We start from the raw sequence: 16,317 nt of genomic DNA on the forward strand, positions 1-16,317 counted from the left end.
ACGAGAGAGCGCTATGGAATTAAAGGATTATTACGCCATCATGGGCGTGAAACCGACGGACGATCTCAAGACAATCAAGACCGCCTATCGTCGACTCGCCCGCAAATACCATCCCGATGTCAGTAAAGAATCCGATGCCGAAGCCCGTTTTAAAGAAGTTGCTGAAGCATGGGAAGTACTGAGCGATGAACAACGTAGAGCCGAGTACGATCAGTTGTGGCAGCACCGCAACGACCCGCAGTTCAACCGTCAGTTCCAGCAGGGCGATGGACAGAATTACAATGCTGAAGACTTCGACGACATTTTCTCCTCTATTTTTGGCAAGCATGCTCACCATTCACGGCAGCGTCATGCCAGTCGGGGTCACGATATCGAAATCGAAGTTGCCGTTTTTCTCGAAGAAACGCTTACTGAGCATAGCCGTACCATCAGTTACAGCCTGCCGGTATACAATGCTTTTGGTCTGGTAGATCGCGAAATTCCGAAAACGCTGAACGTGAAAATTCCGGCCGGCGTGGGTAACGGCCAACGCATTCGTTTGAAAGGCCAGGGTACTCCCGGTGAGAACGGTGGACCGAACGGCGATTTATGGCTGGTCATTCATATTGCGCCTCATCCGCTGTTTGACATTGTTAATCAGGATCTGGAAATTGTCGTTCCCCTCGCCCCGTGGGAAGCCGCTTTGGGCGCGAAAGTTACCGTACCCACCCTCAAAGAGAGCATTCTGCTGACTATCCCACCTGGTAGCCAGGCCGGGCAGCGTTTACGAATTAAGGGCAAGGGGTTGGTAAGCAAAAAACATACCGGCGACCTGTATGCAGTGATCAAAATCGTGATGCCACCAAAACCTGACGACAACAGCGCCGCACTGTGGCAACAGCTGGCAGAGGCACAGAAGTCCTTTGATCCGCGCAAAGAGTGGGGGAAAGCATAATGGCTAACGTTACCGTCACCTTTACTATTACCGAGTTTTGTCTGCACACCGGCGTTTCTGCAGAGGAACTTAATGAGATTGTCGGTTTAGGGGTAATAGAACCCCGTGAAGACGAGACTGCCCACTGGCAGTTTGACGATCATGCCCTGGCCGTTGTGCAGCGCGCTTTGCGCCTGCGCCAGGAGCTGGAGCTTGACTGGCCAGGAATAGCCGTTGCGTTGACATTACTGGAAGAGAACGCACATTTACGACAGGAAAACCGCTTGCTGAGACAGCGTCTGTCCCGCTTTATCTCTCATCCATGACGCATTTATTGCCAGTCACCGGGGGCAGCATCGCTCTGCCCCTTTTTTCTCCCGTCAGTCCCACCCCAGCGTTAATGACATTAACCGGCAGATAGCATACATTCTGAGGTAAGAATTATCCTAAAGCATAAGACGTTGAGCCATGCAGCTTAAACCACTCACAAAAGGCCGTTTTCATAACATCTGGCAGCAAGATGATGCCTTTATCGAGAAGACATTCCAGGAACTGCTATCAGAGACACAGCTCATTCATGAGGATGAGTATCTCTATCATCAGGGGCAGGTTGTCGACCGTCTGATTATGGTGCAATCAGGAAGAATCTCTCTGCGTTACAGCGCTGAGAATGGTCGCCGTTTTCAACTTGGCGCGATGGAGTGTGACGAACAACTTTTTGGTGAGATGGAGTTCTTTACGGGCTATCGCTGCCAGCTTGATATTGTGGCCGAAGAGCCGCTCACCGTTGCGGTATGTAGTTGCGATCGGCTGGAAGAAGCGTTAAATCAGCACCCCAGACTGGCAATCTTCTTCGCCAGCGCAATGGCTGTCGACTACCAGGATATGCTGGAAATTTTCCTGCACCGGATGCTCTATCCGATCGTGCATAATGTGGCTTACGATCTTTATCGACAGCATCAAAACAAGCAACCCATGGATGGTTTCAGTAAAAAATATCAGGAAGCTGAGCGATTCGGCACTACCGACCGGGTCTACCGACGGGCGGTTAAAGCGCTTACTGATGCAGGCCTGGTAACGCAAACAAAGCAAGGCCTGGAAATCAAAGATCTGGATGGGCTACGGCAATTTCTGGGAAACGACATCATCGACTGACACACCAACACCGGGTCCGGAATGTTGGCGTGTCCGTCAACAACAATTAGAACTTATAGGTAAGGCTGAAGTAATGGCCGATACCCGTTGTACGCCCTGCTCCGCCGTGATTTTCCATCAATGCCATATTACGGAAATACTTCAATCCGTAACCCACTGCGTAGTGCTCTGAATGCCAGTAAATGCCGTTATACCATTCAATCGCGTTGTTGCTGTACAACGCCTGATCAGCAATCTTATTGGCAGCAAACTGGTAGTCAAAGTACCCCTGATAGTTTAAATAGCTGCCATTGGCGAAATGATAAAACGGCGTCGACCAGTTTGTTGAAAACATGTAGCCATCCCACTTACCTTCGTTATCTGCACCATAGTTTTCACGAACGTAGTGAGCGTATAGGTTCATCCCCACCATACCGAACCACGGTACCTTAACATCTGTTCCCAGGCCGATATAATGTTCGAATAATTCCCGGTCACCAATGTTGTTCACGGTTGAGATATAGAATTCGTTAAACGGGCCAACAGATAAATCTCTGTTAAAGATGGCATCAAGTGAAAAACGCGGTGATATTTTGGCAAAAAAGTTATCACCACCGTGACGATCGTCATGCTTGCTATCAAAAACATCAAAGAAATCAACGTAACCATAAAGATCGACAATACCAGAGCGAGCACCAAATTCCAGTTCAAGATACGTGTCGTTGCGAATGCCATAAGGAACCTTAGCATCAACGCTTTGCATTAAATTCATCTGCATCCAGTTGAAATCATTCTTCCGAATATTGCCATCAGTATAATCAGCAGCAACAGCATGGGCACACCCCATACTCATAACAGCGCCAACCACCAGATTTTTAATCATTGATATATTTTTCCGCAACATATTCAATTCCTTTGAGAAAGATTGAACGGCGCCACACACAGAATAGTTGTGTGGCGATAGTTCTTAATTAGAGGAAGGTAAGTGTTTTGCAATAATTATTGACGTTTGAGCTTCAGTGTTCCCAGCAACATGATAAAAATAACCAAATACAATACTGGTATTGCGTACATAATTTTTTGCAATCCCATCGTTTTTTCCATTACCGCGCTGATTGCCGGGCTAAACATTGCTCCTGCACTACCGCTAATTAAAATGTAAGAAACGTTCTGGCTACTTGCACGCTTCACAAAAGAAACACCGTAAGCAATAAAGGAGTTATACAGTGCGGCGCACACAAAGCCATAACTGTAGGCCAGATAATCTAACCCTGAAATATCTTTCTTCGTTACAATGATCGTAGTGATAATACAAGCCAGCAAAATAATACTTAACAGGAAATAATGTATCTTCACGCGGGCAACAATCCCGGTTGACACTAACGCGCCGACCAGTGCGGCCCCCCAATACTGAGTAATAATATTTCCGGCTTCTTCAAATGGAATACCAAATTTATTCTTAACAAACAGAGGTGCCCATGTCAGGAAGGTATAAAGCGCCAACATACCTAAAAACAGACCAATCCCACCGCTGATAATCCCAGGATTCCACTCTGACTTCACCGCTTCTGTCTGGCCAGAAACATGTGTTGTTTCGCAAGCTGCAAAGCGAGTTAGTGCCACAATCCCAAGGGTCAGTAAGGCCACCATACCAACGCTAAGGTAGCTGTAACTCCATGACATATTGTGGGTTAGCGCGAAGGTCGTAATCAACGGGAAAACCACCCCCGCAACGTTAAACGTAGCATCCTGTACCACCAGCATCGTACTCTGAATACGATCCTGCCAGACAGAAACCACGATCGTACCTGCCACGCATAAGCCAATACCGCCACAAAAACCGACGAGGGTCATAGCGACCATCACTGGCCATAAACCACTACTTAAATGCATTGTCAGTGCGCACAGGAAAACTATCGAATAGATAATTAACGTCATACGTTTTACACCGACTTTTTCAATCAGGAAAAAAGCGGCGATCGTGCCCGCTAATGCCCCTCCGTTCAGTAACGAAAAAATGGATGCGACAGCATTCACATCGGCATTGTAACGCATTGCAATCGGTTCAATCAGCATACCAAACTGACTGGCAAACCCTGCCATAATAAAATTTGCCAGAAAACTAATCAGCGTAAGTGCTATTTTATTCTTCATATAAAGACATCCCTGATTGGTTCAATAAAATTTCTTCGCTAAGCTGTAACTGCTGTATTCAGTGCCAGCTCAATCATATTATTAAAGGTTAATTGCCGTTCCTCCGCAGTCGTTTCTTCTCCCGTCAGGCAGTGATCGGACACGGTTAAAATCGCCAGCGCCTCAATCCCAAACTGATGTGCTAAGGCATACAATCCAGCCACTTCCATATCGACTCCCAGAACACCAAACTTCTCCAGTGCAGGAATTAAATTATCATCAGGATCGTAATAAAGATCGCCACTGAAAACATTTCCGACTTTGATATCAATGCCCGCTTTTTGCGCCAGAATCCATGCTTGTTGTAATAATGGGAAGTGTGCCGATGTTGCCATTGTATAGCCAGAACTACGTTTCAGATTCGTGACTGAGTCCGTTCCGGCTGCGACGGCAAGAATAATATCGCGCATTTTAATATGGTGCTGTGTTGCCCCCAGACTACCCACCCGAATAATTCTCTGGACACCAAAATCATGTACCAACTCATGTGCATATAACGTCATCGACGGTATTCCCATACCGTGACCCATTACTGAAACAGGTTGTCCGAAATAGTATCCGGTATAACCCAGCATATTGCGCACGTTGGTAACTTCCCGGTAATCTACCAGGTAATTTTCAGCAATAAACTTAGCGCGTAACGGATCACCAGGCATAATAACAGTTGAAGCAAAATCACCCGGTTTGGCATTAATATGTGCAGTCATAACAATTCCTGAATCATTTATATTGAAGATATGCAGGGATTGTAACCAGACGTATGCAGAGAATTGAGGACAAAAGTCCTGCTGAGAGGATCGGCCTCTCATTTTTGAGAGTTATTGTTGTTGCGTTGCCGTACGGGGAAAACGCCGCCACCCCGCGCGACAGTCACGGGGTGACATCATGTCATATCAGGGCTTATCAGCGTGACCAAACAGTAACGCGGTATAATGGGGGTTCACTTTTCCGCTACGCTTACCGTCCGGACCAAAATAGCGATCGTCCCGGCACAGACGCTCATTGGTGTCACAAAACAGACCGCCCCGGAATGTAAAAGCGGTTGTATCAAATTGCCCGGCCGCTGCCAGCTTTTCGCCCTTCTTCTTGCCGACATACCTGGTGGTCAGCGCCACCGATATACCGTGCTTATTGGCACAGATCGATTTATCACACAGCACGCCCGGGGCCGGACTGTATGGCTCAACTGTCGCTGCGTTCACTGGCAATGACAGAACACTCACTGCCAGCAGGCCCAACACTTTTATCATCTTTCTCTCCTTATATTCTTCGCCAGCCGCTTTTGCCTGCTTCTCTCATCCGAACAGAATGACACCCGGGCGTAATATTTACAGTCGCTTTTCCAGTAAATGCGCTCTCATCAACTCCGAGGCGGCCTGTGCATCACCCTTTTTAATATGCGCCAGGATCTCTCTTTGTTTCGTCGCTGTATCAATGAAATACTGGCGGTCGTTGGCGGGTAATGACTCTCTGGTTTTTTCAAAGTAGGTAATCAGAACGTCAGAAAAAACCTGCAGGACACGATTGCCACTCGCCTGTAGCAGGAGTAAATGAAAATCCCTGTCATGACGGTCAGCTTCCTGCGGATTGTCAGCGTTTTCCTCAATAAGCCGGAGTTCGTTTTCAAGTTTTGACAGCATTGCTGGAAAAATTCTTCGCGTTGCCAGAGGAATGATAGCGCACTCGATTAAGATCCTTGCCTCAGTAAACTCTGAGATATCAAACCCGGACAGGTCAAACTGCATCAACAGTTGGTTATTTATGTTATGAGAGCCCACATTTTTTAACACACTACCCCGTCGGGGAGCGCGCTCAAGCATTCCCATTTGCACAAGCGTCCCGAGCGCCTGGCGAACTTTATATCTTGATGTATTAAAACGAATTGCAAGTTCAGTTTCTGTTTCGATACGTCCATCAGCATCTCGGTTTGCATCATCAAGCAGATAATTTTTAATATTTTCAAATAGTTCGTTTTTCTTATCCATATACACTCTCAGATTAAGGTACCGAAACAATCGTAAGTATAAATAATACAATAAGTTGAGTTAATTATTTTATTGTTATGATAAGATTATACCCCATTATTATTCAAATTATATTAAGCTATTTGTTAATAAAAAGGAATTAATTATGATGTTATTCGTAACTCAGTTTGCGATAGTTCTTACATGTATCGGTATAGGCGGGCGTTTTGGCGGGATTGGTTTGGGTGCTGCGGGTGGGTTAGGACTGGCAATCCTGACTTTTGGATTTGGACTCCCCCCCGATTCTCCTCCGATAACAGTCATCTCCATCATTCTGGCTGTTATCACGTGTATCACTATTCTTCAGGCAGCTGGCGGTCTTGATTTATTTGTTACTATGGCGGAGCGGATCCTAAGGAAATGGCCAGGTGCAATAACCTTTCTGGGCCCTGCTGTTGCTTATCTTTTTACCGCTATTTGCGGGACAGGATATGTCGCTTTTTCCGTTTATCCGGTGATTGCAGAAATTGCAGCCGATGCCAGGGTTCGGCCAGAGCGAGCAATGTCGATGTCAGTTATTGCCGCTAATTTCGGTCTCATTGCCAGCCCGGTAAGTGCAGTCGTTACCGGAACAATCGCCGTTCTTGCCGGATTACATGTATCGGCTTTGGATATCCTGTCTGTCACAGTCCCCGGCACATTTCTTGGCTGTCTTGTTGGCTGTTTGTTTGTCTTTAAACGAGGTCATGAACTCGAAGATGATCCTGAATTTCAGCGCAGGATTGCGGAAGGTGAGTTTGAGTCAATAAAGGCTGAAGAACGCACTGCCAGCATGGTGACAAAAGAGGCAAAGAGAGGATTGCTGATTTTCCTTACCGGTATCATCCTGGTTGTCGTTATGGGGTCAATTCCTGAATTACGTCCGGTGTGGAATAACGGTACCGGGATGGAGCGCATGAGCATCCCGACAACGTTGCAGATAATTATGCTGACAACAGCATGTATTATTATGATGGTGTGCCGAATTTCGCCTTCAAAACTCGACTCAGGATCTGTATTTAAAGCAGGACTGGTGGGAGTGGTCGCCATATTTGGTCTGTCATGGATGATGAACTCCTTCTTTGAGGCATGGCACGAATTATTTAACACCGCTTTCCACGGTTTTCATAATCCGGTGCTGTTTGGCATTATTGTGTTCGGTCTTTCCGCTGTGATTTACAGTCCGGCAGCGACGGCAGTGGCATTACTGCCTGCGGGTGTGTTAATGGGATATCCGGCAGAAACATTAATTGCCTTGCTTCCGGTAACCTGCGGATCATTCATTATTCCAGGGGGAGCGCAGATTGGCTGTGTTGCTTTCGACCGTACAGGAACAACACGTATTGGTAAGTATGTAGTGAATCACAGCTATATGTTACCAGGTCTGGTTACCGTTCTCGCCTCAACCATTTTCTGCTTTCTCATTTCTAATTTACTGGCGTAGCGCCGAAGCGACTGGAGAAAGTCTGCAAGGCATCCTCTTCTGATGAAGCACAGAAGAGGATGCCTGTAATTAGATTTACTACGCAAACTTTAAAGGACAACCTGCGCAATCAGGTAGGCAAAAATAACCTGAGAAATGACCATAACAAAACCCGGGCGAATGTAGCTGTGGTTGATAACAAACCGCCCTATTTTAGTCGTACCTGTCCTGTCAAACGCAACACAACCAATTTGGTTGGCACCTGGAATAATGAAGTCTCCACATGTACAGGCAAGTATTGCGATTAGAAACGGCGCGGGAATATTTAGCGTAACACCTAACGGCATAATAGCAGCAACCGTTGCAGCAGGGCTCATAATAACCAGGGAGAACAAGAAAACAACCACGCCAAAGAGCATCGGAGCACCACTAACAATCCCCCCAAACACTTTTATCAGTTCTGGTTGGTAGGCATCAAAAAAGGTCGCTGTCATCCATGAAACACCGAGGATTGCTACCACCCCCATTAGACCTGCGCGGAAGACAGACCCCGTATTGAACGTATTACTGGGGACTTTACTGACAATCATAATAAACAGCGCGGCTGTCAGCATGATCATCTGAATAACCATTGGCGTTGATAGCCTTTTCCCATCCCATGAAGGCAGAAGTCCGGTAAAAGATCCCAGGATGAGCACCAACATCACGCCAACTGCAAATATCGCGACGCCTTTTTTGGCACCTGGCGTAGCAACATACTCTTTTTTCTGCTCATTATGCATGAACTCATATTCACCAGCAGCAACACGGCGCTGAAACTCTGGATCATCTTCCAGCTCTTTACCGCGTTTGTAGACTGAAAAACTGGTAACAATTGCCGCCATAAAAAATGAAGGGAGAGCGATTGTCAGTATCTGTCCAAGAGTAATGCCGGCATATTCATGCAAAATAGCAAGCATCCCTGCGGTAGCTGCGCTCATCGGACTAGCTGCGACCGCAACACTGGCAGCAATAACAGTTGCAGATAACGCTCGTTCTGGGCGAACCTTCGCCTCCGCCGCAACTTCAGCAACAACAGGATACAATGAGAATGCAACGTACGTGGTACCGCAGAATAGTGTAAATATGGAAGTTAATATTGGCGCAACAAACGTAATAGCCTGAGGTTTTTTACGCAGTAATTTTTCAGCCACGCGCACAAGATAATCAAGCCCACCTGCGGCCTGCAATATACTCACAGCCCCAATAACACAAATAATAATTAACATGGCCGTAATTGATGGTGCGGATGGTTTTAATCCAAAACCTAAAACTAATATTGTTACACCAAGCCCACCACCCGCACCGAGCCCCATTCCGCCATAGCGCCCACCGATACCAATACAGGCGAGCACAATAAATAATTGTATAAAGAATAAAGCGTCCATTTTTCACCTTAAAGCACCTCCCGAATATTGCACCCGGGAGGCATTGATTATTATGACAGGGATTACTTTAAATAAGACTTGGCATTTTCAATTTGTTTTTTAACTGCATCAGGTCCGGTTCCGCCATAAGACATTCTCGCTTTAATACAGGATTCTAAGGAGATGCTATCGTAAATATCGTTCTCAATTTTATCATCAAAAGAATGGAACTCTTCTAATGTGAGTTCTTCTAGCATCTTTTTATGTTTAATACAGTAATTCACTGCACTACCAACAATATGATGGGCCTCCCTGAATGGGATCCCTTTGCGGACAAGATAATCTGCCATATCAGTCGCATTAGAGAATCCTCTGGCAGCGGCACCGCGAGTATTCTCCGAAAGAACAGTCATTTTCTCGAGCATAGGAGCCATAATTTTCAGGCTGGTTTGCAGAGTATCCATAGAATCATAGACCTGCTCTTTATCCTCACTCATATCAGTATTATAGGCGAGAGGGATCCCTTTCATGATGGTCAGCATTGCCATCAGATTTCCGTACATACGGCCACCTTTACCCCGCATTTTCTCAGCAACATCAGGATTTTTTTTCTGTGGCATGATGCTGGAGCCCGTACAAAAATCATCAGAAAGCTCAATAAATTTGAAGTCCTGGCTGGAGAATAAAACCAGTTCTTCTGAAAGACGGGTGAGATGCATAAAACATACAGCTGCGGCTGCGGTAAACTCGACCATATGATCGCGGTCACTTACGGAATCAATACTGTTTTCTGTTGGCTTATCAAAACCCAATTCATGAGCGGTAAACTCACGATCAATTGGGAAAGTGGTACCTGCGAGGGCCGCCGCACCTAACGGACACTCACCCATGCGTTGATAGAGATCTTCGAATCGCGTCCAGTCACGGCGTAACATCCAGTAATACGCCATAATCCAGTGTGAAAGAAGAATAGGCTGACCTGTTTGTAAGTGGGTATAACCAGGCATTATCGCATTAATATTATTTTCAGCTTTGGCGATGATAATTTTTTGAAGATTGACAATATCCTGCTGAATTTCCCGAATTGTTGCTCTCATATGCATTTTAGAGTCAACGGTAGTTTGGTCGTTACGACTGCGCCCGGTATGCAACTTCCCACCAACAGGACCAATAATTTCTGTCATTCGTCTCTCAATAGCCATATGAATATCTTCATCAGCCGTATCGAAAACAAATTGCCCATCTTCAATCTCTTTATCTACCTGCCTCAGGCCACCAATGATGGTATTTGCTTCACTCTCAGTAATAATTCCCTGACGGCCCAACATCGTGGCGTGCGCAATACTCCCTTTAATATCAAAAGGGCAAAGACGCTGCTCCAGCATAATGGTCGCGTTATATGATTCGACTAGTTTATTTGTCGGCATATCAAAACGCCCACCCCATAACTTCGTAGACATAAAAACCTCCAGTATAAGTGTTGCAGAATGGTTAAATTTGGATTTAATCAGTTTTAATTCGTCCTCAGATTACAAAAGCACCATCTTAATTGTCAACAAATGAAGGCATTAAATCAATTTATACAGACATTAATTATATTTATTAAACTTTATTGCTTTCGCATTAATGGCTGAAAAATAAGATACAGATCACATTTAAATGCAACTTGATTCAAAGTTGCATTAATTAAAGGCGCAAAAATGGAATAGAGATTATTTTATTTGGCGACAATTGAGGGGGATATGTTTATTTTGGAGGGGGCAGCAGAAACGAATTTGCCCATCAGCAGGCTGGCCTTCGGTGAGAGACATGGATGTCTCTCATTAATCCCGATGAGCTTACTCTGGTAAGTGACTTGGGTAAGCGAACGTAGTCAACGCCGAGGAAGCGTGGAGGATGACGTGTATATCAACGTGGGATACCTGGATCATGAGTGATCTGGGTGGCAGGTAACGGATAAAAAACTCGGGCAAGAGAATCCCTTACAAAGAGAGGTCCAACTCCCTCTTTTATCTGGCGGCAGATGGTGCGCTACGCGATGGCGATTATTACTGATACTAAAGCAAAAAATCGCAAACCCGGCGACAAACAGCTCCCGCGCGCAGCGGTCGTTGGACACTCATAACCCTTCTTTTAGGGCTTTACTGTCTGTTGTTTTATCAGCATGTAACGGTTAATTAGCTGATGCAGATGCATATCCGTTTGCAGCATCAAGGCTTCTGGCGATTGTGCTCCAGCATCCATCAGACTCAGTTGGTACAGTTGTTCTTCAACTGGCACCGCCCGACTAAAATTCTGTGTGATGGCAAAGACCATCGATTTCAGTTCTGAGCCGGTCAGGTATTTCCCTTTGCGCTCATCCAGTGCATTCAGGCGCTGAGTTAATACCTGCAGACCACCCATGCCCTCATGCCAGCCAGAAAGCGATGATGCAGGCAAAGCGTTACTGCTGATGTAACGCTGCCATTGCACTTTCAATTTTTCAGCTTCAGTTGGTTGAGCAGTAGCAGCAAGCACAAAGCCGTAGTTTTGCAGCCACAGTGGTGATAGCTGCGCCAGCTCTGTCAGGGCGGCCTCATTTGCCACTATGGGTAACGGGCTGCTGGTTGGCGGATTTATTTGCTGCCAGCCCCACAGCCCTGCTGAACCCAGCACCAGCGTGGTCAGCACTCCCCCCACAAAACTTTTCCACGAACAGCCCGTTCCCGGCTCAGAAGATTCAGGCACAATGCGTGGTGTGGCGAGGTCTTCACGGACAATGTAAATCAGAGGTTCAGACGGAACAGCAGATACCGGACTCACTGAACCAACAGATGACGCGGGTATGGTCACAGCTCCCGTGTCACCACTGCCTGCATCAATATTTTCGAGGCGTATCACCGCATTATGCATAAAGGCGCATAGCTCCCCTATCTGACTGGCGTTTTTTAACTCCAGACGCTGCAAATGCTTACACAAAGCATCAAGGTGCTCTTCCGCCCTGTAAACCTGTGGCAGGTCAACATAATTCAGCTCCAGCGTCCGCAACACTGAGTGCAGGCGCTGGGTGAATCCAGCGAGGATCTCCATCCTGGCATGGACCAGTTGCGGCCAGAGCGTTCCCCATTGATGCATCAACAAGGCTTCCAGAACAGCCAACCCTTCATTAAGCCCCACCAGCCCCGCCATCCGTGTGCGTGCCAGCGTATACCAGCACGCCGTTTGCAGTTCGACGCCGTTCTGGCAAAACAATGCCAGACTCAGTTGCTCAACACGTCCCCAGTCAACATCAGGCCGCGCCGGGTGTGAGAGTTTGGCAAGCTCATCACGCAGAGCAGCATAATCCGCCAGCAGGCGCGGATCGCCGCCAGTTTTAACTTTACGAGAGTGAATGTCATTCATGACCAGATATCCATTTAACCTGTATGCTTATTGCCCGATTTTTGTCACGCAGAACGATAGCGAAGAGATCAAAAGTGATTACGCGCGGGTAGTCGTGCCGAGATACTGCTGTTGTTTGAGGTGTCTCAATAGTACCCGCCCTTCGGGTTTAAACTCCGTGCCATAGCGTACCAGGCCAATACCTTTGAGTTCAGCGTCAATGGCATAACGCAGTTCGCCAGGGATTTCCTGTTCCAGCAGCACAACCGCTATTGTTTTCAGGCGTGGTTCATATTTGAGTAATACGGCCGACAGAGTCCCCATCAGCTCATGCGCCGTACCGGGCATCCCTTGCAGGATTTTGGTCATGTCCGGAAGGCCGTAGTCTGGCAGATGTGCCAGCGTCCCTGCGCGGCAGTTAAGCACGCGCTGCATGTTGTCCAGTACGGACAGGATGACCTGATTTTCTTCACTGACCTGGTGAAGGTCGAGACCACCGGAGAAATTACCCGCGAGCATCTCATACAGCGAAGGGGATTTGTGAGTCTGAGGCATTATTTATCCTTTATCGGTAACAACGTCAGATGGTTATTCCCTGCCTCAATCACCCGCGCCTTGTCCGGATCGAGTTCTTCACGGTCTATCATCAGCTTCCATGTATTTTTCACCATATCGGGATGGCGGAACAATCCCACCACGGCGACGTATTTCGCCCCCTCTTCCATCGGCATATCGAGCAGTACATCTCCACCAGGTTTAACCACCACATCGCGGGTGGCCAAAAGATCAGCCCCGAGAGCCGTTTCACTGTCTTTCAGCAGTTGCTGGTACACGCTCTTGTCGAAGGTTTTATTATCTTTGAGCTGATAAATTCGCACCACGACCGACTCGGAGAGCGTGTTGTTCTCACGTGCATCGGTGTTCAGGGCTTCGCGAGCGGTAAAATCCAGGTGTAGTACCTTAATCTTCTTGTAAAAAATGGCATTGAAGGCCGATTTAGTGCCATCGGTGACGCCCTGCGTCACCCCACTGCCTGCCAGACTGAATGCCAGCAGCGGCAGTAGACAGCACGTGGTCTTAGTTAAATTTATACGTAACACGTCGGTTTCCTTGTTGTGGTTTCGCAGGCTCCAGCCCGGTGTAATAACCCAGTTCCGTCGTAAAGGTTTGCGGGATATCGTCCAGACATTCATCGTCTTCCACACCCAGCACACCATTCATCCCAAGCCAGAATGGCCCTTCACCTAACGGCGGTACAGCCAGCAGGCGGGTACGGGTAGTCAGGGTAATTTTTGCCTTGAATCGCCAGCCCAGATAAACCCGCAACATCACCAGAAAATCCTGATACAGCAGACCATCCGGCTTCCAGCCCTGCGCTTCCTGCTCATTATCCGTGGACAGGGCAATCAGCAACTGGCTGTTGGCATCCATCGCTTCGTCACCCAGGGGCGTATTACCGTCCAGTAGAAAATCCTCATTACCGTAAAAGCCCAGAGGCTGATTCACTTCCACCGGCCGAAGACAGTAGGGGCTGACCTGCACGGTGGTATCCGGTGCAAGCAGGCTAATCAGCGACTGCATCCCCTCCTGGGTTTTACCCGGCTGACGCAACACACCCAGTAATGCCAGAAAGCGTGACACCGGGGTGGCAATTTGGTTTGCCGTGCCTGGGATCCCCAGCCCCACCAGACCCAGCAGTGACTGTGAGATACTGTCGGTACCACCGGGTTCGAAGGCTGCCGGATAGGAGTATTTGCGCCAGATGCGGTAAAACTGGGTCAGGATGCGGTGGCTGAAGATATCCAGAAACCCCTGCAGCGCCTCATGCCCTTCCCGGCGCTGGGTAATGTCATCGAGATAGGCCGTCGGCAACGGGGAATCAACACCATACATCCCCATAAACGTGGTACGGATGACCGGCGGTTTGTTGTCATCGTCTTCATCATACTCAACCGCCTTCAGCTCACTGACCGGAAAGCCCATCCCCGGATGCGGCGCAAAGCGCACCGGATCATCGGTTGGATGGCTGGTTGAGCCCATCAATGGCCTGTCGGGATTGAGTTTCTCCAGCAACTGGCATAAGCGGTAAAAGTTAATGCGGTGAAGGTCTGCCTCCAGCCTTGGTGTCAACCGGGAATACGGCGATTGTGTTTCTCTTCCCATTCCAGGCGTTCTCCGGTCGGTTGCAGAATGATAATCAGGCGGTTAAACAGGTAGATGTCTGTGTAGAGTGCAAAGAAGCGGCTCAGCATCTCGCCGAACAGACAGATATCGCCGCGTCCGGCAAAACCATGACTGTCCAGCGTCACTTCAATCTGCACGCCGCGTACCAGGTAGCCCTGTTCAAAGCGCTCGGTTTCGCTGTGCTTCACGTCGATAATGGCTTCCAGACGTCGGCGGTTCATCTCGCTGTCGGTCCACTCATACAGCGCCAGCGTGCCGCGCAGCACATCGGCGTTATCCATCATCGAGAGAAATCCGCTGCCGAGATGGCTGAGTACGCGCCAGTGAAAACGGTCCTGCGCGGGTGGATAACAGGGCAGCGTTGGCGCACAAAGGTTGTGTACCGCAATACTGGCCGACGTGGTTTTCATCACGGTGTCGAGCACGGTACTTTGCAATGCCCTGCGAGGTAGCTGGCCATTGGTTCCGGTAAGCGTCAGCGACAGGCTTTCATCTTCCGGCACCGTGTGATTATCAAACGCTTCACCGCCGAGGATGAGCCAGGTGTTATGCAGTCCGGACGGGCCGCGGCGCACACGGGTGTGGTAGTAATATTCCGGGGCTTCATGGCGCATCATTCCACCTTTGTGGCGAAAGCTTGAGAACGGCACGTAAGTATGCTGGCTCGATGACATCACCGAATCCACGGCGTAAATCTCGGTATGGCCATCCTGTACGCGCATCGGGCGCAGCATGTACTCCGTCTGCAGTGAATTGAGCGTCAGCGGGTCAGATTCCAGCGGGAACAGATTAATTACCGGCACGCAGTTCAGACGCAGATGCTTTTCGCTAAAGCTGAAGTCATGCTCCCAGCGTTCCGCCAGTACCACGTCGATTTCAAACCAGGGAAGCTCCGTCGGAAAGGCCACGGTCTCCAGCCCACGCAGGCCCGTGAACATGAATTTCTCGCGGAAGGTAAAATATTCCAGCAGCAACTGGTAACCGCTGAAACTGCTGTTGCCCTTCGGCCAGAGGGTATCGTCATCACCAAACCCGAGTGCAGTGAAATGCCCGGCCAGCGGTCTTCTGTCCACATCACCAGGCATGCGCAGCCATATTCTGGCCACATTCATGGTGAACGCTTCATGCATGGCGCAGGCCAGTGGCGCATCAGCATTGAGATAGAAAGGAATATGACTGAGATCGATACGGCTCCAGTCCGCGAGTTCGCTGCAGTTAAAGCGCAAAGTGACAACAGAGCGTCCATCAGGATCGGTCGACAGACGGGCATGTTCCAGCGACAACGGCTGAAGGCCGATCTCTTTGGTGGTGGTATACCGGCAACGTGTGCCTTTTTCCCCAATTGGCCGGGAAAGGACTTCGAATCCTTTGACGATACGCATCTGCTCTTTCATTTCACGCCAGTCGGGGCTGAACTCCACCACGGACATAGACGGAATGGTGCGCAGGTAGTGCGGCCACAACAGACTGACCAGCCCTTCGGTCAGTTCCGGCAGGTCATCGTCGAGCTTTTCACGTAAACGCCCCATCAGGAAGGCAAAGCCTTCAAACAGACGTTCCACGTACGGGTCACGCGCACCCGCTTTATCAAGATTGAGCATTGCCGCCTGCTCAGGATGAGCACGGGCAAATTCTTCGCCGGCTTCCAGCAGGTAGCGCATTTCAGCGTCGTAATAACGCAGGGTTAAATCTTCCATAGTT

Annotated in this window: 16 protein-coding genes; 4 read left to right on the forward strand and 12 right to left on the reverse strand. The window is 48.5% G+C overall.

All coding sequences use genetic code 11. The features are described from left to right. Positions 1–13: 13 nt before the first annotated feature. The 3 genes from cbpA to OH663_RS20390 all read left to right on the forward strand — a co-directional run bounded on the left by cbpA (position 14) and on the right by OH663_RS20390 (position 2,068). Entirely contained in the window at positions 14–934 is a 921-nt protein-coding gene (gene cbpA, locus OH663_RS20380) for a curved DNA-binding protein (RefSeq protein ID WP_200011943.1), read from the forward strand. Next, positions 934–1,239: a chaperone modulator CbpM gene (gene cbpM, locus OH663_RS20385; protein ID WP_045441483.1), complete on the forward strand. Its 306-nt coding sequence runs from the start codon at positions 934–936 to the stop codon at positions 1,237–1,239. The genes cbpA and cbpM overlap by 1 nt, the downstream gene beginning before the upstream one ends. A gap of 142 nt (positions 1,240–1,381) precedes the next feature. Beyond that, the gene (locus tag OH663_RS20390; RefSeq protein WP_045441482.1) at positions 1,382–2,068 is read left to right on the forward strand and encodes a Crp/Fnr family transcriptional regulator; all 687 of its coding nucleotides are present in this window, start codon (positions 1,382–1,384) and stop codon (positions 2,066–2,068) included. A 46-nt stretch (positions 2,069–2,114) separates the two neighbouring features. Here OH663_RS20390 and OH663_RS20395 read toward each other — a convergent pair whose 3' ends face one another. The 5 genes from OH663_RS20395 to OH663_RS20415 all read right to left on the reverse strand — a co-directional run bounded on the left by OH663_RS20395 (position 2,115) and on the right by OH663_RS20415 (position 6,225). Then, positions 2,115–2,951 carry a nucleoside-specific channel-forming Tsx family protein gene (locus tag OH663_RS20395; protein ID WP_045441481.1) on the reverse strand — a complete coding sequence of 279 codons (837 nt, stop codon included), beginning with the start codon at positions 2,949–2,951 and terminating at the stop codon, positions 2,115–2,117. A gap of 95 nt (positions 2,952–3,046) precedes the next feature. Next, on the reverse strand, positions 3,047–4,201 hold the full coding sequence (gene tsgA, locus OH663_RS20400; protein ID WP_045441480.1) for an MFS transporter TsgA: 1,155 nt from the start codon (positions 4,199–4,201) through the stop codon (positions 3,047–3,049). 38 nt (positions 4,202–4,239) lie between these two features. Continuing rightward, positions 4,240–4,947 (reverse strand): purine-nucleoside phosphorylase, encoded by a 708-nt coding sequence (gene deoD / locus OH663_RS20405; protein WP_048221692.1) that lies wholly within the window; start codon positions 4,945–4,947, stop codon positions 4,240–4,242. 186 nt (positions 4,948–5,133) lie between these two features. Continuing rightward, positions 5,134–5,490, reverse strand: a complete 357-nt coding sequence (locus OH663_RS20410) for a YcgJ family protein (protein WP_200011945.1) — start codon at positions 5,488–5,490, stop codon at positions 5,134–5,136. A gap of 78 nt (positions 5,491–5,568) precedes the next feature. Then, a complete protein-coding gene (locus tag OH663_RS20415) occupies positions 5,569–6,225 on the reverse strand; it encodes a FadR/GntR family transcriptional regulator (protein ID WP_048221693.1) in 657 nt (218 codons plus the stop codon). A gap of 145 nt (positions 6,226–6,370) precedes the next feature. Between OH663_RS20415 and OH663_RS20420 the strand changes: the two genes are divergently transcribed. Then, on the forward strand, positions 6,371–7,687 hold the full coding sequence (locus OH663_RS20420) for an anaerobic C4-dicarboxylate transporter family protein (protein ID WP_081918197.1): 1,317 nt from the start codon (positions 6,371–6,373) through the stop codon (positions 7,685–7,687). A gap of 89 nt (positions 7,688–7,776) precedes the next feature. Here the strand turns inward: OH663_RS20420 and OH663_RS20425 are convergent, their stop codons facing one another. The 7 genes from OH663_RS20425 to tssF form a co-directional block, all read right to left on the reverse strand. Then, the gene (locus OH663_RS20425; protein ID WP_045441476.1) at positions 7,777–9,093 is read right to left on the reverse strand and encodes an anaerobic C4-dicarboxylate transporter family protein; all 1,317 of its coding nucleotides are present in this window, start codon (positions 9,091–9,093) and stop codon (positions 7,777–7,779) included. A gap of 62 nt (positions 9,094–9,155) precedes the next feature. Continuing rightward, positions 9,156–10,532, reverse strand: a complete 1,377-nt coding sequence (gene argH, locus OH663_RS20430) for an argininosuccinate lyase (protein WP_045441475.1) — start codon at positions 10,530–10,532, stop codon at positions 9,156–9,158. A 673-nt stretch (positions 10,533–11,205) separates the two neighbouring features. Beyond that, on the reverse strand, positions 11,206–12,453 hold the full coding sequence (locus OH663_RS20435) for a VasL domain-containing protein (protein WP_200011953.1): 1,248 nt from the start codon (positions 12,451–12,453) through the stop codon (positions 11,206–11,208). Positions 12,454–12,531: 78 nt separating this feature from the next. Next, the gene (gene tssE / locus OH663_RS20440) at positions 12,532–12,987 is read right to left on the reverse strand and encodes a type VI secretion system baseplate subunit TssE (RefSeq protein ID WP_045441470.1); all 456 of its coding nucleotides are present in this window, start codon (positions 12,985–12,987) and stop codon (positions 12,532–12,534) included. Further along, a complete protein-coding gene (gene tssJ, locus OH663_RS20445; protein ID WP_263525826.1) occupies positions 12,987–13,532 on the reverse strand; it encodes a type VI secretion system lipoprotein TssJ in 546 nt (181 codons plus the stop codon). Before tssJ ends, tssE begins: the two co-directional genes overlap by 1 nt. Next, positions 13,510–14,595, reverse strand: a complete 1,086-nt coding sequence (gene tssG / locus OH663_RS20450; protein WP_200011962.1) for a type VI secretion system baseplate subunit TssG — start codon at positions 14,593–14,595, stop codon at positions 13,510–13,512. Before tssG ends, tssJ begins: the two co-directional genes overlap by 23 nt. Further along, positions 14,559–16,313, reverse strand: a complete 1,755-nt coding sequence (gene tssF, locus OH663_RS20455; RefSeq protein WP_200011966.1) for a type VI secretion system baseplate subunit TssF — start codon at positions 16,311–16,313, stop codon at positions 14,559–14,561. Before tssF ends, tssG begins: the two co-directional genes overlap by 37 nt. Positions 16,314–16,317: the final 4 nt, after the last annotated feature.

Source organism: Citrobacter sp. Marseille-Q5395, from assembly GCF_947057495.1.
Taxonomy (GTDB): Bacteria; Pseudomonadota; Gammaproteobacteria; order Enterobacterales; family Enterobacteriaceae; genus Citrobacter; species Citrobacter murliniae.